This window comes from Nocardiopsis sp. NPDC055879, assembly GCF_053615935.1.
Map to the genome: position 1 here is coordinate 142,696 of NZ_JBSHCT010000012.1, position 18,004 is coordinate 160,699.

Below are 18,004 nucleotides of genomic sequence, written 5' to 3' on the forward strand. Positions count from 1 at the left end.
GCCATGCACACAACCGGACAGGAGCCGGAGACTTCGGGAACGAAGGTCACGGCGACCAAGACATTCCTGGTCTCGGGGATCGGGACGGCGCTGGAGTACTACGACTTCCTCATCTACGGACTCGCGGCCGGGCTCGTCTTCAACGTGCTCTTCTTCCCCGACGTCGACCCCGTTGTCGGCACCCTCTACGCCTTCGCCGCGTTCGGCACCGGATTCCTGGCGCGCCCGCTCGGCGGCATTGTCATCGGGCACTTCGGTGACCGCATCGGCCGCCGCCCGATGCTCGTGCTGACACTGATCACGATGGGCTTCTCGACCCTGGCCATCGGCTTCCTGCCGACCTACGACACGATCGGGGTCTGGGCGCCGGTCCTGCTCGTGCTCTTCCGCCTGATCCAAGGATTCGCCGCCGGCGGTGAATGGGGCGGCGCCGCGCTCTTCGGCATCGAGAACGCACCGCGACACCGCCGCGGGCTGTGGGGAAGCTTCACCAGCATGGGCATTGGCCTCGGCACGCTTCTGGGAGTCGGGGTCTTCGCCGCCACGAGCGCGATCGCCGGCGGTGATCTCGTGGAGTTCGCCTGGCGCGTGCCGTTCTGGCTGGGCGGGGCGCTCATCGTGATCGGGCTGATCGCCCGTCTCAACATGCCGCAGGAGGAGGCGGTCACAGCCGCCAAGCCGGACACGATCCCCTTCGTCGAGATGCTCAGAACACGACCGAAGCAGATCCTCTTGGTGCTCGGCGTGAGCTACGGCTACAACACCATCGCCTACATCGGTTTCACCTTCTTCCTCTCCTACCTGACCTCGATCGGCTACGACTCGACCCAGGCACTTCTCGGCCAGCTCTCCTACAGCGCCGTCCTGCTCCTGAGCGCGCCCCTGTTCGCCCTGCTCTCGGACGTCATCGGGCGCAAGAAGGTCATGATCCTCGGCGGTGTCGCGATGGCGATGTTCCTGTTCGCCTACTTCCCGATGGTCGGAACGTCCAGCATCGTCATGGCAACGATCGCCTTCGGTGTCACCGGGCTCATCACAGGCATCACGCAGGGGCCGATCCCCACGCTCTCCGGCGAGCAGTTCCCGGCCCGACTGCGATACAGCGCGATGTCGGCGGGATATCAGGTGGGTGCGGCGCTCGGCGGTGGGACCGCCTCGTTCATCGCGACGTGGCTGCTGGTCGCCACCGACAACCCGCTCTCCGTCGCCGTCTACGGGGCTTCGGTCATGCTGGTCCTGGTGCTCTGCTCGCTCGGGCTGCGCGAGACCTCGCACCTGTCCACCGAGGAGATCAACGCGGGATAGGCTGCGAAAACCGGGAGGTAACGCGATATGGACCAGGTACGGCTCGGCGACGTCGCGCTGCGCGCCGGAGTGTCCGCCACCACCGCCTCCCAGGTCTTCTCGGGAAAACGCCCGGTCTCGGTCGACGCCCGACGGCGTGTGCTGGAAGCGGCCTCCGAACTCGGATACCGGCCGAAGGGGCGTACCGGGACCATCGGGATCCTGGTGCGCCCGACCGAGGCGATCACCAGTTTCACCGCCGGGACGACGTCGTTCTCGACCATCACAGGAGCGGTGACCCTCGGGCTGCTGAACGCCGGGTACACGGTGTTCGTCGCGAGCTCGCTCAGCGAGCTCACCGCCCTCGCGGCACGGCTCGACGGCGCGGTCGTGCTGCACCCGAACTACGAGGACGAGACCCTGCGCGAACTGGAGTCCCGGCGGATCCCGGTCGTCGCCTTCGATCGCGATCCGTCCAGCTCCACGTTCGAGTGGTGGGTCGGCGTCAACTACTTCGCCTCTTTCATCAAGCTCATCCAGCACCTCCAGTCGACGGGAGCGGACATGATGGGCCTGATCGTCGGCGAGACCGACAACATGTACCGAAGGTCGATCCTGCAGGCCTACTCGACGCTCGCGGTCTCGTCCGGGAATCGGCAGCTGATCCGTGTCGCCGCCAACGATGATGGTGCCGAGGGCTCACGCGTCGTGGCGACGAGGCTGTTAGAGGCCCACCCCCGGTGCGATGCCGTGCTGACGTCGTCGAGCGTCTTCGCAGCCGGTGCGCTCGACGCCGCCCTCGGGATGGGACTCGCGGTGCCCGGCGACGTCAGGGTCGCCTGTGCCCTCGACGGCGCCGTGGCCGAGACGGCCACCGTCCCGATCACGAGTCTGCGCATCGACACGACCGCCATCGCCTCGCGGGTCGTCGGTGTGCTTGAGGACCGTTTGCGCGACAACGAACCGCCGACCGCGCACCAGACGATCCCGCTTGACCTGGTGGTGCGGCGCTCGACACAGCCGCCGGGCTGAACCAGGCCGAGGCCGAGGCCGCACCTTGCGGGAAGCACTCCAACCCTTGGTCCGGGGCATCCCCGCGGTGCGCTCACGCCAGGGATCCCGTAGGCGGCGTCCGGCCAAGCTCCACGGCGACAAGGCCTACCACTTCCGCGAGCGGCGCCGCTGACCGTGCGCGCGGCATCGGCGTGCGCATCGCCCGTGTTCTGATCTGCCATAAGCACCTGGCCAGGCACACCGACGACCTTTGAGATGAGCTCTTGGCGCCGGATCCTGCTCCGACGTTCCTCACCCCCGGACGTGGAGCCAGGGCGACGTGCCTCCAAGACGATGAGCGGAGAAAGGACGAAGGGCTTGTCCACAGCCTGTGGACAAGCCCTTCGCTTCGCCGCGCGGGTGGGTCGACTCAGGCGTCGACCCCGGCCCGGTCGGGCACCACGTCGCTGTGCTGGCCGACGCTGGCGGGGATCGTGTGGCGAGCCCGGCCCCTGTCGATCCCGAGGAACCGGTTCAGGTGGCCCTTCTTACCGACCACGAACCAGGCGATGGCCCCGAACAAGGGGAACCAGAGGATGAAGATCACCCACAGGAGCTTGCCCCCTGTCGAGGTGTCACCGTTGGCGAGGGTGGAGACGATCGCCGCGACGATCATCACCACGACCGCGAGGAACGCGAGTCCGATGAGGACGCCGGTGACCCCGCCCATCCAGACGACCGCCCGACCACTGGTGTCCGTCAGTTGGGCCAGTCGCTCCAACTGTGGTGTCTCCGACAGGTTCGTGATCATGACTCCCCCAAGCATGATGTGGCCAATCTACTACCCAGAGTAATAATCACGATCGTCGAGGAAGTACATTCCTTCGGTTACGGGCGTTTCCCCCTTGGGTCCCACGGGTTCCGATTCCGTGGTCCCCTCGCGGTCGGACCCCCTACTTTCCGGTAGCACCCCCCACCAGGCCTTTCCACTGCTTTACTGGTTGCCATGGGCGAGCTTCGGCGATCTGGCAGCAACATTTCGACCCTCCGACCCCCGACCGGCACCTCCGGGGAAACCGGCACCCTCGACCACCGAATCACGAGAACCCGCGCTCACCCGGGGACCCCCGTCCCAAGGGTCCGGTGAACGGTGGCCAGGCGACCCCGATACCTCTGGCTGGCCGAACAACTGCGCGCCCCCATCCTCAACGGGGAGATGAGCCCGGGAACCCGGTTGCCCTCCCGTACCCGTCTGGCCCGTTCCTACCGGGTCAGCGAGCAGATCTCCCGCACCGCGCTACGACTCCTGGTCACCGAGGGGCTCGTCGAGTCCAGACCCGGATCCGGTTACTTCGTTCGTGCCGTCCCCGAGGTGTTCCGGCTCTCCCGTACCGACGCCACCTCGGGTTCCGGGCTGGGCGGGCTGAGCCGGGAACGGGTCGGCACCGAGCAGGAACGCAGTTCGGGCCGGCTCACCGCCCGACTGCGGCTGCGTGACGGCGACCCGGTGTACCGGACCACCTCCCGCGGTCTGCACGGCGACCGCTCGGTCACCCTGCACCTCTCGTGGGAGCCGGCGGTCCTCACCGCCGGAACCCTGCGCACTCCTTTCGACGCCGCCGACGTAGGCCCCCTCGAACGGCTCGGTTCCGTGGGACATCCCGTCGACCGGGTCGTGGAGGAGGTCGGGATCCGCACCCTGCGTGACGCGGAGACCGAACTGCTGGACATCCCGCCCGGGGTCCCGGTCCTCGTCGTGGAACGGACCCACTTCAGCGGTGATCGTCCGGTGGAGACCTCCGACCTCATCGGTTCCGCCGAACAGTGTCGACTTCTCTACAAATTGTCCTTGGGCCGAACCCGCGGCCTCCGGCCCCCGACCTGAGCCGGACACGGCGAAGGGCGGTGGCCCGTCTCTCCCGCAGGAGGGACGAACCACCGCCCTCAGGTCACACCCGACCGGCCTGGCATCCGGAACGGACACCCGGACCCGCCACGGATCAGGCCTGGATGAACTCCTTGGCCACGACCTCGGCGATCTGCGCGGTGTTCAGCGCGGCGCCCTTGCGCAGGTTGTCCCCGCACAGGAACAGGTCCAGCGACTTGGGGTCGTCGATCGACTGACGGATACGACCGACCCAGGTCGGGTCGGTGCCCACCACGTCGTTCGGGGTCGGGAACTCGCCCTTGGCGGGGTCGTCCAGGACCTCGACGCCCTCGGCGGCGCCCAGCAGCTTGCGGGCGTCGTCGGCGGCGACCTCGCTGTCGAAGGTCGCGTGCACGACCAACGAGTGCGTGGTGATCACCGGGACGCGGACACAGGTCGCGGAGACCTTCAGGTCCGCCAGACCCAGGATCTTGCGGGACTCGTTGCGGACCTTCAGCTCCTCGGAGGACCAGCCGTCGTCCTTGAGCGAGCCCGCCCACGGCACGACGTTGTAGGCCAGCGGCGCCGGGAACGGGCCGAGTTCGTCGACGGCCTCGCGCATGTCGCCGCCCTTGTCACCGAGGGTGCGGTCCGAACCGGCCTTGGCCATCTGGTCGCGCAGAACGTCGATGCCCTCCTGGCCGGCGCCGGAGGCGGCCTGGTAGGAGGAGACCACGAGTTCCTTGACGCCGTAGGTGCGGTGCAGGGCACCGATCGCCACGATCATCGAGAGGGTGGTGCAGTTCGGGTTGGAGATGATGCCGCGCGGACGGTTGCGGACCTGGTCCGAGTTGACCTCGGGCACCACCAGCGGGACGTCCGGGTCGAGCCGGAAGGCGCCGGAGTTGTCGACGGCGACCGCGCCGCGGGCGGCGGCGATCGGCGCCCACTCCTTGGACACCTCGTCCGGTACGTCGAACATGGCGACGTCGACGCCGTCGAAGACCTCGGGGGCCAGGGCCTGGACCACGACGTCCTCGCCGCGAACGCTCAGGACCTTACCGGCGCTGCGCGCGGAGGCGACCAGACGGATCTCGCCCCAGACGTTCTCGCGCCGGCTGAGGATCTCACGCATGACGGTGCCGACCGCGCCGGTCGCACCGACGAGGGCGAGGGTGGGAAGACGGTTGCTCATCGGCCGGTACCTCCGTAGACGACAGCTTCGACCTGGTCGGCGTCGAGCTGGAACTCACTGTGCGCGGCCTGGACCGCGGCGTCGACCTGGTCCTCTTCGACGATGACCGAGATACGGATCTCCGAGGTGGAGATCATCTCGACGTTGGTGCCGGAAGTGGCGATGGAGTCGAAGAAGCGGGCGGTCACACCCGGGTAGGAGCGCATGCCGGCGCCGATCAGCGAGACCTTGCCGATCTTGTCGTCGTAGCGCAGGGAGTCGTAGCCGACCTTGTCCTGGACCTTCTTCAAGGAGTCGACGGCCTGCTTGCCGGAGTCCTTGGGAACGGTGAAGGAGATGTCGGTGCGCGAGGTGGAGACCGCCGACACGTTCTGCACGATCATGTCGATGTTGATCTCGGCGTCGGCGAGCGCCTTGAAGATCGTCGCGGCCTCACCGACCTTGTCGGGGACGCCTACGACGGTGATCTTGGCTTCGCTCCGGTCGAAAGAGACCCCGGAGATGATCGGCTGTTCCATGCCTTCGCTTTCCTCGACTTCCGAAACGATCCACGTGCCGGGCTTCTGGCTGAACGACGAGCGGACGTGCAAGGGGATGTTGAACTGGCGCGCGTACTCGACGCAGCGCAGGTGCAGGATCTTGGTGCCACTGGCGGCCATCTCCAGCATCTCCTCGTAGGAGATCTGCGGGATGCGCTGCGCGGTGGGCACGACACGGGGGTCGGCGGTGAACACGCCGTCCACGTCGCTGTAGATCTCGCAGGCGTCGGCGTTGAGCGCACCCGCGAGAGCGACGGCGGTGGTGTCCGAACCGCCACGGCCCAGGGACGTGATGTCCTTCGTGTCCTGGGAGACGCCTTGGAAACCCGCGACGATGCAGATCGCACCCTCGCCGACGGCTTCCTGGATACGCCCGGGAGTCACGTCGATGATCTTGGCGTTGCCGTGCAACGACGTGGTGATGACTCCGGCCTGGGAACCGGTGAAGGAACGAGCCTCGTACCCGAGGTTCTCGATGGCCATGGCCACGAGTGCCATGGACATGCGCTCACCCGCGGTGACGAGCATGTCGAGCTCGCGGGCGGGCGGCATCGGGGAGACCTGTTCGGCCAGGTCCAGCAGTTCGTCGGTCGTGTCGCCCATAGCGGAGACGACGACCACGACGTCATGTCCCGCCTTTTTCTGAGCCACGATCCTTTGGGCTACTCGCTTGATGGCTTCCGCGTCGGCCACGGAAGACCCACCGTACTTCTGCACGATTAGGGCCACGATCGATGCTCCTGAGGAGTTGGGATCAAGACAATTCACAAGGGAGTGTAGTCAGTGACGCCTCGCCGCACCCGTTCCGACCTGCGGCGGGAGGGCGTGGCGTCTTGACACACCAGCGCTCGGGCCTACCCGCTCGAACGGAGGTTACTCATATTTCGTCCCCATTACGGGCGAATGTGAGCTAGAACTCCAGGCTTCTGCGGCCTTCGAAGGCACGACCCAAAGTGACCTCGTCGGCGTACTCAAGGTCGCCGCCGACGGGCAGACCGCTGGCCAGGCGGGTGACTTTCAGCCCCATGGGTTTGACCAACCGCGCCAGGTAGGTCGCGGTGGCCTCCCCTTCCAGATTGGGGTCGGTCGCCAGGATCAGCTCGGTCACCTGGCCGTCGGCCAGACGGGTCATGAGCTCCTTGACGCGCAGGTCGTCCGGTCCCACGCCCTCGATGGGGCTGATGGCGCCGCCGAGCACGTGGTAGCGGCCCCGGAACTCCCGGGTGCGCTCGATGGCGACGACGTCCTTGGACTCCTCCACGACACAGATGATCGCGGTTTCGCGGCGGGTGTCACGGCAGATTCGGCACTCGGTCTCTTCGGCGACGTTGCCGCAGATGGAGCAGAAGCGGACCCGCTCCTTGACCTCGACGAGCGCGTTGACCAGGCGCTTGACGTCCGCGTGTTCGGCGGACAGGAGGTGGAAGGCGATGCGTTGCGCGCTTTTCGGACCGACGCCGGGCAGCCGCCCGAGCTCGTCGATCAGATTCTGAACCGCGCCTTCGTACATGCCTACCCACTCGGTCGGAACCGGGATCGACCCGGCGGGGCCGTTGTCGCCCCTTGTGATCCCCCACCGTATCGGGGGCCGGTGACCTCTTCGGACAAGGGACCGGCGAAGCAGAGGCGGTGTCCCGGCCTCGCCGCCCCGGCCCTGTCACCGGGACGGCGCCGTCTCCTCAAGCCTTCCGGCAAGGACTCGGCCCGTCCGGAAGGAAACCTTAGAAGCCGGGGAGACCGGGGATCCCGCCGCCTCCGGGCATGCCCTCGGTCAGCGGACCCATCTTCTCCTGCTGGAGGCGCTCGACCTGCGCCTCGGCGTCGCGGATGGCCGCCAGGACCAGGTCCGCGATGGTCTGGGAGGTCTCCTCCGCGTCGGTGGGGTCGACGGCCTTGGGGTCGACGGTGATGTCCTCGACCTGTCCGCGTCCGCTCAGCTTGACCTTGACCAGGCCACCACCGGAGGTGCCCTCGACCTCGGCCTCCTCCAGGGCCTGCTGAGCCTCCACAAGCTGCTGTTGCATCTGCTGGGCCTGCTGGAGCAGGGCCTGCATGTCCATTCCGCCAGGGTTCACGGCCGTCTCCTCGCCGCACTCGAGGTGCTGGGTCTCTTTCCGGATGTCACTTGTCTGTGAGGGTAGTCGGTACATCCGGTGCCGTTCGCGCTCCGTTCGACGAGCCGGTCGAGAGGCTCGGGCCCCGGTTCGTCACGGGGAGGACTTGGTCGCACCGTTGACCCGATTTCACCAGCGAAAAGACCGAAGAGAGCGGCGGGGAACGGCCTCGGTTGACATGATGGCGACGGGGTCTCTCGACCCCTTCGGTGTCCTTCGACACCACATCCGACCAGCGACGACCAGGGGACTGAGGACGTGTTGACCGCAAGGGAGCGCAACTCGGCACTGATCGAGGCGATAATCGCGGACGGCACGCTGAGGGACGCCGCCCTCGTGGAGGCGTTCCGCGCCGTGCCCCGCCACCTGTTCATCCCGGAGACGGGCGCGGTGACCGCGCGCGGCGGCACGCTGAGCGCCGAGGGGAACCCGGACCGCTGGTTGGCCGCCGTCTACACGGACAACGCCATCGTCACCCGCTTGGAGGGACCCGAGGTCCCTCGGCAACGAGGATCTCGACAGGGTTCGGCCACCTCGTGCAGCTCGGCACCGACCGTGCTCGCTCGGATGCTGGAGCTGGCCGATCTCGCCAACGGCCAGCGAGTGCTGGAGGTGGGCACGGGAACGGGTTGGAACACGGCGTTGCTCGCCCACCGGCTGGGCGACCGGGCCGTGACCTCGTTGGAGATCGACGACCGTCTGCTGGGCGCGGCCCGGCGGGCACTGCACGACACCGGATTGTCCCCCGCCACCCATCTGGCGGACGGCCATTCCGGGCACCCGGACGGCGCGCCGTACGACCGGATCATCAGTGTCTGCGGGGTGCGCCGGGTGCCGGGTGCCTGGTTGGAACAGCTGGTCGAGGGCGGGTCGATCGTGTGCCCGTGGGGCCTGTTGGAGAGCGCGGGAGTGCTCATGCGCCTCGAACGTCGAGCCGGGGGCGCCGCGCTGGGCCGATTCCACGGAGGCGTGGGGTTCGTGGCGCTGCGCGCCCCGGGGTCCTCGTCACCGCCGGTACGCGACGCCGGGCAACAGCCCGACGAGTACCGCCTCACCCAGGAGGACCCGGTATCGCCCCTGTTGACCTTCGCGTCCGCGTTCGCCCTGTCGGTGATGGTGCCGGACTGGCGGATGCGACGGCGCTGGATCGGTACCGGATCGGGCCTGTGGCTGTGCGACCGCAGGGGTGATTCCTGGGTGCGGATCTACCCCTACGGCACTTCGTGGATGGTCGAGCAGGGCGGCCCGCGCAGCATCTGGGACGAGTTCGAGGACGCCTTGAGGCTCTGGACCGATCTGGGCCGGCCGGAGCCGGACCGGTTCGGGTTGGCCGTGGGTCCCGACGGTGGTCAGCGGTTGTGGCTGGACGACCCCGACGGACGATCCTGGCCGGTGGGTTCACCGATCTGAGGTATCGCTCCTCGGGTCGGTGTTCTTCTCCCGGAACCTGCGCAGCAGTTCCTCCTTGCGCTCACGGGCGTCCCCCGTCGGTCCGCCCTTGTCCCCCGCCTTGCCACCGCGCAGAGTGGAACGGGCGACGGTGGTGCGTTGCCCGCCCATGCCGAGCATGTTGTTGTTCTTCGCCACGGGGTCCTCCTATTCGACTAGAGCGAGACACTACGTCTCGCCAAACGGACTCACGCTTGATCATAGCGACGTCAATACGAGACGTCTCGTCATTTTTGAGCCACTACCTTGGAACCATGGCAGACAACACCGCCGAACAGACCCGACGCACACCGGACCCCCGCCGGCGCAGCCAACGCGCGCGCAACGCCATCCTCGACGCCGCCGCCGAGATCCTGGGCGAGATCGGCTACGCCAGGCTGACGATGGAGGCCATCGCCTCTCGCGCCCGGGTCGGTAAACAGACCATCTACCGGTGGTGGCCATCCAAGGCCGCCGTGGTCTTCGACGTGTTCACCCGGCTCACCGGTTCGGAGGCCGGTGAACCCCTACCCGACACCGGGGACCTGGCCGCCGACCTCAAGACCGTCCTTCGGGCGACCGCCGACGAGTTCGTCGACCCCACGATGGACCGCACCACCCGGGCCTTCACCGCGGAGATCCAGAACGACGAAGAGTTCGCCCGCGCCGTCTACGAACACCTGACCAGGCCCAACATCGAGGCTTTCCGGAATCGACTGCGATCCGCGCGGGACTCCGGCCAGATCCGTACCGACGTCGACCTGGACCTGGCCGTGGAGATGTTCAACGGCCCGTTCCAGCACCGGTGGCTACTGCGCACCGGACCGATCGACCACTCCTACACCGACACCCTGGTCGACACGGTCCTGCGCGCGTTGCGGCCCTGAAACTCCGCCGAGGAGACACCCCCGCCGGCGGCACACGGCTCACAGTTGTCCGGGTGCCTCGTGCTCGATCTCCTCGATCAGCTTGCCGCCGAGCTCGGTCTCGATGAGGGCGGTACCGCCACCGGAACCACCGTTGGACGTTGCGTCCTGCCGCGAGCCACCCGCCGAAGGAGCGTTGTTCGTGGACGCGCCATCGTCGGGCGCGGCCGGCGACGTCCCCGGAACGGACGTCTTCGCGGGGCTCGCGTCCCGACCCCCCGGGGCGTTTCCACCCTGGACACCACCACCGCGGGTCGGCGCCGCGACCCCGTAGTCCTCCGGCGGCGGAGCGGCGGCGTCCTCATAGGGGTCCGGCGGTGGCTCCGGACGGTCGCTGAGCAACCGTTCCGGTGGCGAACCCGCGGGTCGCGCCGGTTCCGGAGCCGGTTCGGGCGAGGCAGGCGCGGCGGCCTGGGGCTCGGACCGTCGCGGTGGGGCGTCCCACCCGGCGGGTTCGGCCGGTCGCGGCGCGGGCTGCGATCGCTGGGTCTGCGCGCCACCACTCGTTCCCGAAGGTGCCACGCGCACCTCGATGCCCAACACCTGCTGGATCGCCCCGGCCACGACCTTGTCGCTACCGGTGTTGGTGAAGCCCTTGGCCTCGTTGGGCTTGTTGAAGCCGAGCAGCACGGTGTTGCCCTCGACCCCGATCGGCTGTACGTCACCGCCGTGCAGCATCATCCACGTGAACCGGCGACGGCCCTTGACGGCTTCCATGATCTGGTGCCAGGCACCCTGGAGCCGGCCCAGGTCCAAGGGACCACCGCCACCGGCGGGCGCGCTCTGCTGCGGCGCCGCCTGAGGACGGGAGGGCGCGGGCGCGTCCCAGCCCGAGGGCTCGTTCCGTCCGCTCGGGCTCGGAGTCGGTTCGGCGGGTCGGGAGGGTTCGGGCCGTGCGGGCTGCGGAGCCGGGGGCCGCTGCACCGGAGCCGGGGCCGGGTCGGGTGCGGGGGGCGCGGCTTGCGCGGGGGCCTGGGCCATCGGTGCCGCGGGCACCTGCGGCCCGGAAGCCGCCGGGGCGACCGCCCCGGACGCCAGCCGGCGCTCCATCTGCTCCAGCCTGGCCAGCAGCGCGGTCTGGTCACCGTCGGTGGCGGGCAGCAGGATCCGCGAACACAACAGCTCCAAGAGCAGGCGCGGCGCGGTGGCGCCCCGCATCTCCGTGAGCCCCTGGTTGAGGACCTCCGCGGCCCGGGACAGTTCCGCCGGCCCCAGCCGCGCGGCCTGCTCCTTCATCTGGTCCACCGACTCCGGAGAGACGTTGACCAGGCCCTTGTCGATGGCGTCCGGAACCGCGGCGAGCACCACCAGGTCACGGAAGCGCTCCAGCAGGTCCGTGGTGAAACGGCGCGGATCGTGACCGCCCTCGACCACCCGGTCCACCAGACCGAACACGGCCGCGCCATCACGCGCTCCCAGGAAATCGACCATCTCGCCGAGCAGGCTGGAGTCGGTGTAGCCCAGCAGGGAGACGGCACCCTCACGGGTGATACCACCCTCGTCCGAACCGGCGATCAGCTGGTCCAGGACGGAAAGGGTGTCACGCGCCGAACCCGCGCCCGCGCGCACCACGAGCGGAAGGGCGGCCGGGTCGTAGGAGACCTCCTCCTGCTTGAGAAGGTCCTCCATGAGCTCCTTGAGGGTGCTCGGCGGGATGAGCCGGAAGGGGTAGTGGTGGGTCCGCGAACGGATCGTCCCGATGACCTTCTCGGGCTCGGTGGTCGCGAACACGAACTTCAGGTGCGGCGGGGGCTCCTCGACGAGTTTGAGCAGCGCGTTGAAACCCTCGCGGGTCACCATGTGCGCCTCGTCGATGATGTAGATCTTGTAGCGCGATTTCACCGGCGCGAAGAAAGCCCTCTCGCGCAGGTCACGAGCGTCGTCGACACCACCGTGGGAGGCGGCGTCGATCTCGATCACGTCGAGGCTGCCGCCGCCGTCGGGGGCGAGCCCCACGCAAGAGTCACAGGTTCCGCAGGGATCCGGGGTCGGCCCCTGCTCACAGTTGAGCGAGCGCGCGAGGATGCGCGCGCTGGTGGTCTTGCCGCAGCCGCGTGGTCCACTGAAGAGGTAGGCGTGGTTGATACGTCCGCTCCGCAGCGCCTGGCGCAACGGGTCGGTCACGTGCTCCTGGCCGCGCACCTCACCGAACGTCGCGGGACGGTACTTGCGGTACAGCGCGATGCTCACGGTGTGATCACTCCCCTGGTCCCTGCCACGGTCCCATTCAACCCTCTGGGAGTGACAACTCGCGCCGGGTCGGGGAAACCGGGAGGGGCTGATCCGGGGCGGGTACCCCCGAGAACAAGAAAGGACCCCCCGCGCACCCGCCAGAGCCTACTTATCCTTGCTGCCTTCCGGCCCTGGGGAGGTTCATAGGATGACGCCGCACGAGGGGTCTGCCCCAGAGTGTATCCGACGCCGGCACTGCTCCGGCAACCCTCGTCGCTCCGAGTTCCGCCGGGTCGAGCCCGTTCGAACCACTCCCGCGAAGCCTGTACAGTTGCTCTCGGAGGATTCGCCTAGTGGCCTAGGGCGCACGCTTGGAAAGCGTGTTGGGTGCAAGCCCTCAGGGGTTCGAATCCCCTATCCTCCGCCGAGCGGCCCGTTCTGGTCGACGACTCACGTCGTCTTCCCGGACGGGCCGTAATGCTTTCCCAAGGGGACGACCCCCTGAAACCCCCGACGGCCCACCAGGGCAAACGGAAGGCCCCGATCGCACAGCGGTCGGGGCCTTCGTCGTTTCCGGGAGCCGGACGGTCACGGGCGGGGGATGTTGCGGAGGTTGGAGCGGGCCAGGTCGATCATGGCCCCGACCCCGCCTTGGAGGACCGTTCGTCCCGCCGAAAGGGCGAACCCGGTGATCTGGTCGGCGGTGATCCGCGAGGGCACCGACAACGCGTTCGGGTCGGTGATCACGTCCACCAGCACCGGCCCATCGGCCGACAGGGCCTCGTCCAGCGCCTGACGCACCTTCCGGGGGTCCTCCACCCTGATCGACGGCATGCCCACGGCCTTGGCCACCGCGGCGTAGTCCACCGGCGGATGGTCGGTCTGGAACGCCGGCATGCCGTCCACCATCATCTCCAGGCGGACCATACCGAGCGAGGAGTTGTTGAACACCACCGTCGTGATCGGCAGACCGTGCTGCTGGACGGTGATCAGCTCACCGAGGAGCATGCTCAGGCCGCCGTCCCCGGACATGGAGACGATCCGGCGCCCCGGCGCCGCGTACGCGGCGCCGATCGCGTGCGGCAGGGCGTTGGCCATGGTCCCGTGGGTGAAGGAACCGATCACCCGCCGCCTGCCGTTCGGGGTGACGTACCGGGCCGCCCACACGTTGTTCATGCCGGTGTCGACGGTGAACACGGCGTCGTCCGGCGCGGCCGCGTCCAGGTGTCGGGCCACGTACTCGGGGTGGATCGGGGTGTGGTCCTCGATGTCCTTCGTGTAGGCGTCCACCACCCGGGTCAGGGCGCGTTCGTGCCGGCGGAGCATCTCGTCGAGGAAGCGCACGTCGTTCTTGGCGCGGAGCACAGGCCGCAGGGCGCGCAGGGTGGCGGCGACGTCGCCCTGCACCCCCAGTTTCAGGGGGACGCGACGGCCCAGTCGGCGCGGGTCGTGGTCCACCTGGACGACGTTCTTCTTGGGCAGGAAGTCGTCGTAGGGGAAGTCGCAGCCCAGCAGGACGGTGAGATCGGCCTCCTGGAGGGCGTCGTAGCAGGCCCCGTAGCCGAGCAGGCCGATCATGCCGACGTCGTGGGGGTTGTCGTACTGGATCCATTCCTTGCCGCGCAGGGTGTGCCCGACCGGGGCCTTGATCTTCTCGGCGAGCTGGATGACCTCCTCGTGCGCGTCCCTGACCCCGGCCCCGCAGAACAGGGCGACCTTGTCGGCCTCGTTGATCCGCCGGGCGAGCTCGCGCACGTCGTCCTCACCGGGCCACGCGGTGGCACGCCCGGCGGTGACGGGGGTGTCGTCGGCGGGCCCGCTCGCCTTCCGCCCGGCGATGTCCCCGGGCAGGACGAGGACGGCCACACCGGGGGTACCGAGGGCGTGTTGGACGGCCACGCGCGCCAGGCGGGGCATCTGTTCCGGGTGGGAGACGAGTTCGCGGAACTCGGTGACGTCGGCGAAGAGCCGTTCGGGGTGGGTCTCCTGGAAGAAGCCGGTGCCGATCTGCCGGGAGGGGATGTGCGAGGCGAGGGCCAGCACGGGCGCCCCGCTGCGTTGGGCGTCGTAGAGACCCTGGATCAGGTGGGTGTTGCCGGGACCGCAGGATCCCGCGCACACCGCGAGCCGGCCGTCGATCTGTGCCTCCGCGGCGGCGGCGAAGGCCGCGGTCTCCTCGTTGCGGACATGGACCCATTCGATGCCGTCGATGTCGCGGATCGCGTCCACCACCGGGTTGAGGCTGTCCCCCACCACCCCGTAGATCCGGGTGACCCCGGCGGCGATCAGGGTGCGTACGAGCTGTTCGGCGACGGTGTTCCTGCTCAAGACGGACCTCCAGGGACAGAGTGTGGCGCGGGCGACGGGCCCCCGCTCCAACGCTAGGAACGCCCTACCCGGATCACCCGTATCGCCACACCACGATGTTCGTCCCGCTCCTCGTCACCCGGACCCCGCGAGGCGGATCGGCGCCGACGGGGGTAGCTTTCCGGGGGACCGAGGAAAGGGGACCGGGTATGTGGTGGGACGGGGATCTGCGTTATGTCGCCCTCGGCGACAGCCAGACCGAGGGTGTCGGCGACGGTGACGAGAGCAGCGGTTTTCGGGGATACGCCGACCGATTCGCCGAGCACATGGTGGCCGCCGGGGCCCGGGTCGAGTACGCCAACCTGGCGGTACGTGGGCGTTTGGCCGGGCAGGTGCACGCCGAACAGCTGGAACCCGCGCTGCGGTTGCGCCCGGACGTCGCGACCGTCTTCGCCGGGGTCAACGACCTGATCCGCCCCGGGTACGACCCCGACGTCGTGATCGGCCACCTGGAGACGATGTTCGCCGAGCTGACCGGTGCGGGGGCCAAGGTGGCCACGCTGACCTTTCCGAACATCACGAAGATCGCGCCCTTGACCAGACCGCTGCTGCCACGGGTCCTGGACTTCAACGCCCGGGTTCGCGCGGCCGCCGCCCGCCACGACGTCGCGGTGGCCGACTGCTTCGGCCACGCGGTCGCCACGGACCGCCGTCTGTGGGCCCCGGACCGGTTGCACTGTTCCTCGGAGGGGCATCGAAGGATCGCCGGTGCGGTGGCCCACGCGATGGAGCTGCCGGGCGCGGACATCTCCTGGGCCGATCCGCTGCCTCCGTTGCCCACTCCCGCCGCCGTGACCCGGGTCTACGACGAGCTCACCTGGCTGGGTTCGTTCCTGGGCCCTTGGGTGGCGCGCCGTATCCGCGGTCGTTCCTCCGGTGATGGTCGTGTGGCCAAGCGTCCCGAGCTCATCCCGCTGGTCCCCTGACCGACACGGTCGAGGTTCCCGTCCTTCTCGGGGGCGGAGCCTCGATCCCTTGTGCAACTTGTTGCATAATGAGGGGGAGGTCGGCCGGACACCGACCGAGAGGCACCGCGCGAGGAGAGACCATGAGCGACTACCCCCACCTTCTGGAACCCCTGGACCTGGGCTTCACCACCCTCAAGAACCGCGTGATCATGGGCTCCATGCACGTCGGTCTGGAGGAGGCCCCCAACGGCTTCGAGAGGATGGCCGCCTTCTACGCCGAACGCGCCCGCGGCGGCGTCGGCCTGATCGTCACCGGCGGCATCGCCCCCAACCCCGAGGGCGCCACCTACACCGGCAGCGCCAAGCTCACCGATGACGAAGAGGTCGCCGAGCACCGCCTCATCACCGAGGCCGTGCACCGCGACGGCGGCCGGATCGCCATGCAGATCCTGCACACCGGCCGCTACGCCTTCAGCGAGGACTCGGTCTCCGCCAGCGCGATCCAGGCGCCGATCAACCCCTTCGTGCCGCACGCCCTCACCGACGAGGAGGTCGAGCGCACCATCGAGGACTTCGCCCGCTGCGCCGAGCTCGCCCGGCGGGCCGGGTACGACGGCGTCGAGATCATGGGCTCCGAGGGCTACCTCATCAACCAGTTCATCGCCCCCGCCACCAACAAGCGCGAGGATCGCTGGGGCGGCTCCTTCGAGAACCGCGTCCGCCTGCCCCTGGAGATCCTCCGCCGGGTCCGCGAGCGCGTGGGCACCGACTTCATCGTCATCTACCGCCTGTCCATGCTGGACCTGATCCCCGACGGATCCACCTTCGACGAGGTCGTCGAACTCGGCCGCAGGGTGGAGGCCGCCGGCGCCGACATCATCAACACGGGCATCGGCTGGCACGAGGCCCGCGTACCCACCATCGCCACCTCCGTGCCGCGCGGCGCCTACACCTGGATCACCGAGCGACTCAAGAAGGAACTGTCCGTCCCCCTGGTGGCGGTCAACCGCATCAACACCCCCGAGGTCGCCGAGCGCATCATCGCCGACGGCCAGGCCGACATGGTCTCCCTCGCCCGCCCGATGCTGGCCGACGCCGACTTCGTCGCCAAGGCCGCCGCCGGCGCCCCCGAGGAGATCAACACCTGCATCGGCTGCAACCAGGCCTGTCTGGACCACACGTTCAGCCTCAAGATCACCTCCTGCCTGGTGAACCCGCGAGCCTGCCACGAGACCGAACTCGTACTCTCGCCCACCAAGGTCCGCAAGAACGTCGCCGTGGTCGGCGCGGGCCCCGCCGGGCTCGCCTTCTCCGTCTCCGCCGCGAGCGTCGGACACACCGTCACCCTGTTCGACGCGGCCGCCCGGATCGGCGGACAGCTCAACATGGCCCGCCGCGTGCCCGGTAAGGAGGAGTTCGACGAGACCCTCCGCTACTACCGCGTGCAGCTCGACAAGCACGGCGTGGACGTACGCCTGAACACCCCGGTCGCCGCCGCCGACCTGGCGGGCTACGACGAGGTCGTCGTCGCGACCGGTGTCTCCCCGCGCACCCCCGAGATCCCGGGTGTCGACCACCCCAGCGTGGTCGGCTACGTGGACGTGCTGCGCGGCGGCGCGGAGGTCGGCGAGAAGGTCGCCATCATCGGCGCCGGCGGCATCGGCTTCGACGTCGCCGAGTTCCTCACCGACACCGGTGAGGAGGCGAGCCAGGACGCCGAGGCCTTCTTCCGCCAGTGGGGCGTGGACCTCGACTACAAGGAGCGCGGCGGCCTGCGCGCCCCCGAACGCGTCGCCCCGCCCCGCAGGGTCCACCTGCTCCAGCGCAAGACCACCAAGGTCGGCAAGGGCCTGGGCAAGACCACCGGGTGGATCCACCGTCTGGAACTGCGCCACCGCGGCGTGGAGATGGTCTCCGGAGCCGAGTACCGCCGCATCGACGACGACGGCCTGCACCTGACCGTGGACGGCGAGGAACGTGTGCTCGACGTCGACACCGTGGTGCTGTGCTCCGGTCAGGACCCGCGCCGGGACCTCGCCGACGAGCTCACCGCCGCCGGGCGGACCGTGCACGTGATCGGTGGCGCCGACGTGGCCGCCGAGCTCGACGCCAAGCGCGCCATCAAGCAGGGCACCGAACTCGCCGCCTCCCTGTGATCCCCCGTGGCCGCGGACCCGACCGGTCCGCGGCCGCCCCTTCCTAGAATGCGCA

15 protein-coding genes, 1 tRNA gene, 1 other RNA gene and 1 pseudogene are annotated in these 18,004 nt (G+C 68.9%); 9 read left to right on the forward strand and 9 right to left on the reverse strand.

Annotation, left to right across the window (positions count from 1 at the left end; genetic code table 11):
* Nucleotides 1-3: 3 nt before the first annotated feature.
* From ACWGKS_RS16280 to ACWGKS_RS16290, 3 genes and pseudogenes are all read left to right on the forward strand, one after another.
* Nucleotides 4-1,305, forward strand: coding sequence for an MFS transporter (locus tag ACWGKS_RS16280; protein ID WP_358508562.1), 1,302 nt, complete (start codon nt 4-6; stop codon nt 1,303-1,305).
* 27 nt (nt 1,306-1,332) lie between these two features.
* Nucleotides 1,333-2,316, forward strand: a complete 984-nt coding sequence (locus ACWGKS_RS16285) for a LacI family DNA-binding transcriptional regulator (RefSeq protein ID WP_358508564.1) — start codon at nt 1,333-1,335, stop codon at nt 2,314-2,316.
* 31 nt (nt 2,317-2,347) lie between these two features.
* Nucleotides 2,348-2,504, forward strand: a pseudogene (locus tag ACWGKS_RS16290) (IS5/IS1182 family transposase); the annotation flags it as partial.
* Nucleotides 2,505-2,707: 203 nt separating this feature from the next.
* Here the strand turns inward: ACWGKS_RS16290 and ACWGKS_RS16295 are convergent.
* Nucleotides 2,708-3,088 carry a PLD nuclease N-terminal domain-containing protein gene (locus ACWGKS_RS16295; protein WP_358508565.1) on the reverse strand — a complete coding sequence of 127 codons (381 nt, stop codon included), beginning with the start codon at nt 3,086-3,088 and terminating at the stop codon, nt 2,708-2,710.
* 339 nt (nt 3,089-3,427) lie between these two features.
* Here ACWGKS_RS16295 and ACWGKS_RS16300 point away from each other — a divergent pair, with 339 nt between their 5' ends.
* Nucleotides 3,428-4,162, forward strand: a complete 735-nt coding sequence (locus tag ACWGKS_RS16300; protein WP_452523049.1) for a GntR family transcriptional regulator — start codon at nt 3,428-3,430, stop codon at nt 4,160-4,162.
* A 115-nt stretch (nt 4,163-4,277) separates the two neighbouring features.
* Here the strand turns inward: ACWGKS_RS16300 and ACWGKS_RS16305 are convergent, their stop codons facing one another.
* From ACWGKS_RS16305 to ACWGKS_RS16320, 4 genes are all read right to left on the reverse strand, one after another.
* Complete coding sequence (locus tag ACWGKS_RS16305; protein WP_358508567.1) at nt 4,278-5,339, reverse strand: aspartate-semialdehyde dehydrogenase; 1,062 nt, start codon at nt 5,337-5,339, stop codon at nt 4,278-4,280.
* Nucleotides 5,336-6,607, reverse strand: coding sequence for an aspartate kinase (locus ACWGKS_RS16310; RefSeq protein WP_358508568.1), 1,272 nt, complete (start codon nt 6,605-6,607; stop codon nt 5,336-5,338). The genes ACWGKS_RS16305 and ACWGKS_RS16310 overlap by 4 nt, the downstream gene beginning before the upstream one ends.
* Before the next feature lie 181 nt (nt 6,608-6,788).
* Complete coding sequence (recR, locus tag ACWGKS_RS16315) at nt 6,789-7,388, reverse strand: recombination mediator RecR (protein ID WP_358508569.1); 600 nt, start codon at nt 7,386-7,388, stop codon at nt 6,789-6,791.
* A 211-nt stretch (nt 7,389-7,599) separates the two neighbouring features.
* A complete protein-coding gene (locus tag ACWGKS_RS16320) occupies nt 7,600-7,938 on the reverse strand; it encodes a YbaB/EbfC family nucleoid-associated protein (protein WP_067598433.1) in 339 nt (112 codons plus the stop codon).
* A 315-nt stretch (nt 7,939-8,253) separates the two neighbouring features.
* Here ACWGKS_RS16320 and ACWGKS_RS16325 point away from each other — a divergent pair, with 315 nt between their 5' ends.
* Nucleotides 8,254-9,402: a methyltransferase domain-containing protein gene (locus tag ACWGKS_RS16325; RefSeq protein ID WP_358508593.1), complete on the forward strand. Its 1,149-nt coding sequence runs from the start codon at nt 8,254-8,256 to the stop codon at nt 9,400-9,402.
* Here the strand turns inward: ACWGKS_RS16325 and ACWGKS_RS16330 are convergent.
* Nucleotides 9,391-9,579: a DUF6243 family protein gene (locus tag ACWGKS_RS16330; RefSeq protein WP_358508570.1), complete on the reverse strand. Its 189-nt coding sequence runs from the start codon at nt 9,577-9,579 to the stop codon at nt 9,391-9,393. The genes ACWGKS_RS16325 and ACWGKS_RS16330 overlap by 12 nt on opposite strands.
* 116 nt (nt 9,580-9,695) lie before the next feature.
* On the opposite strand from ACWGKS_RS16330, the gene ACWGKS_RS16335 reads away from it, so the two are divergent.
* Entirely contained in the window at nt 9,696-10,307 is a 612-nt protein-coding gene (locus ACWGKS_RS16335) for a TetR/AcrR family transcriptional regulator (RefSeq protein ID WP_358508572.1), read from the forward strand.
* Nucleotides 10,308-10,346: 39 nt separating this feature from the next.
* On the opposite strand, the gene ACWGKS_RS16340 is transcribed toward ACWGKS_RS16335, so the two are convergent.
* Together ACWGKS_RS16340 and ffs are read right to left on the reverse strand one after the other, a co-directional pair.
* Nucleotides 10,347-12,536 (reverse strand): DNA polymerase III subunit gamma and tau, encoded by a 2,190-nt coding sequence (locus ACWGKS_RS16340; protein ID WP_452523052.1) that lies wholly within the window; start codon nt 12,534-12,536, stop codon nt 10,347-10,349.
* 117 nt (nt 12,537-12,653) lie between these two features.
* Nucleotides 12,654-12,749: signal recognition particle sRNA small type (ffs, locus tag ACWGKS_RS16345), an RNA gene on the reverse strand.
* Nucleotides 12,750-12,857: 108 nt separating this feature from the next.
* On the opposite strand from ffs, the gene ACWGKS_RS16350 reads away from it, so the two are divergent.
* Nucleotides 12,858-12,942, forward strand: a tRNA-Ser gene (locus ACWGKS_RS16350).
* A 164-nt stretch (nt 12,943-13,106) separates the two neighbouring features.
* On the opposite strand, the gene ACWGKS_RS16355 is transcribed toward ACWGKS_RS16350, so the two are convergent.
* Entirely contained in the window at nt 13,107-14,846 is a 1,740-nt protein-coding gene (locus tag ACWGKS_RS16355; protein WP_452456108.1) for a pyruvate dehydrogenase, read from the reverse strand.
* Nucleotides 14,847-15,034: 188 nt separating this feature from the next.
* Here ACWGKS_RS16355 and ACWGKS_RS16360 point away from each other — a divergent pair, with 188 nt between their 5' ends.
* On the forward strand, nt 15,035-15,811 hold the full coding sequence (locus tag ACWGKS_RS16360; RefSeq protein WP_358508578.1) for an SGNH/GDSL hydrolase family protein: 777 nt from the start codon (nt 15,035-15,037) through the stop codon (nt 15,809-15,811).
* A gap of 122 nt (nt 15,812-15,933) precedes the next feature.
* Nucleotides 15,934-17,949, forward strand: a complete 2,016-nt coding sequence (locus tag ACWGKS_RS16365) for an NADPH-dependent 2,4-dienoyl-CoA reductase (RefSeq protein ID WP_358508580.1) — start codon at nt 15,934-15,936, stop codon at nt 17,947-17,949.
* Nucleotides 17,950-18,004: the final 55 nt, after the last annotated feature.

Excerpts from the sequence above, each read along its gene's own strand:
- ACWGKS_RS16280 (WP_358508562.1), top strand. The coding sequence starts at position 4 with ATGCACACAACCGGACAGGAGCCGGAGACTTCGGGAACGAAGGTCACG.
- ACWGKS_RS16285 (WP_358508564.1), top strand. The coding sequence starts at position 1,333 with ATGGACCAGGTACGGCTCGGCGACGTCGCGCTGCGCGCCGGAGTGTCC.
- ACWGKS_RS16295 (WP_358508565.1), bottom strand. The coding sequence starts at position 3,088 with ATGATCACGAACCTGTCGGAGACACCACAGTTGGAGCGACTGGCCCAA.
- ACWGKS_RS16305 (WP_358508567.1), bottom strand. The coding sequence starts at position 5,339 with ATGAGCAACCGTCTTCCCACCCTCGCCCTCGTCGGTGCGACCGGCGCG.
- recR (WP_358508569.1), bottom strand. The coding sequence starts at position 7,388 with ATGTACGAAGGCGCGGTTCAGAATCTGATCGACGAGCTCGGGCGGCTG.
- ACWGKS_RS16320 (WP_067598433.1), bottom strand. The coding sequence starts at position 7,938 with ATGGACATGCAGGCCCTGCTCCAGCAGGCCCAGCAGATGCAACAGCAG.
- ACWGKS_RS16335 (WP_358508572.1), top strand. The coding sequence starts at position 9,696 with ATGGCAGACAACACCGCCGAACAGACCCGACGCACACCGGACCCCCGC.
- ACWGKS_RS16360 (WP_358508578.1), top strand. The coding sequence starts at position 15,035 with ATGTGGTGGGACGGGGATCTGCGTTATGTCGCCCTCGGCGACAGCCAG.
- ACWGKS_RS16365 (WP_358508580.1), top strand. The coding sequence starts at position 15,934 with ATGAGCGACTACCCCCACCTTCTGGAACCCCTGGACCTGGGCTTCACC.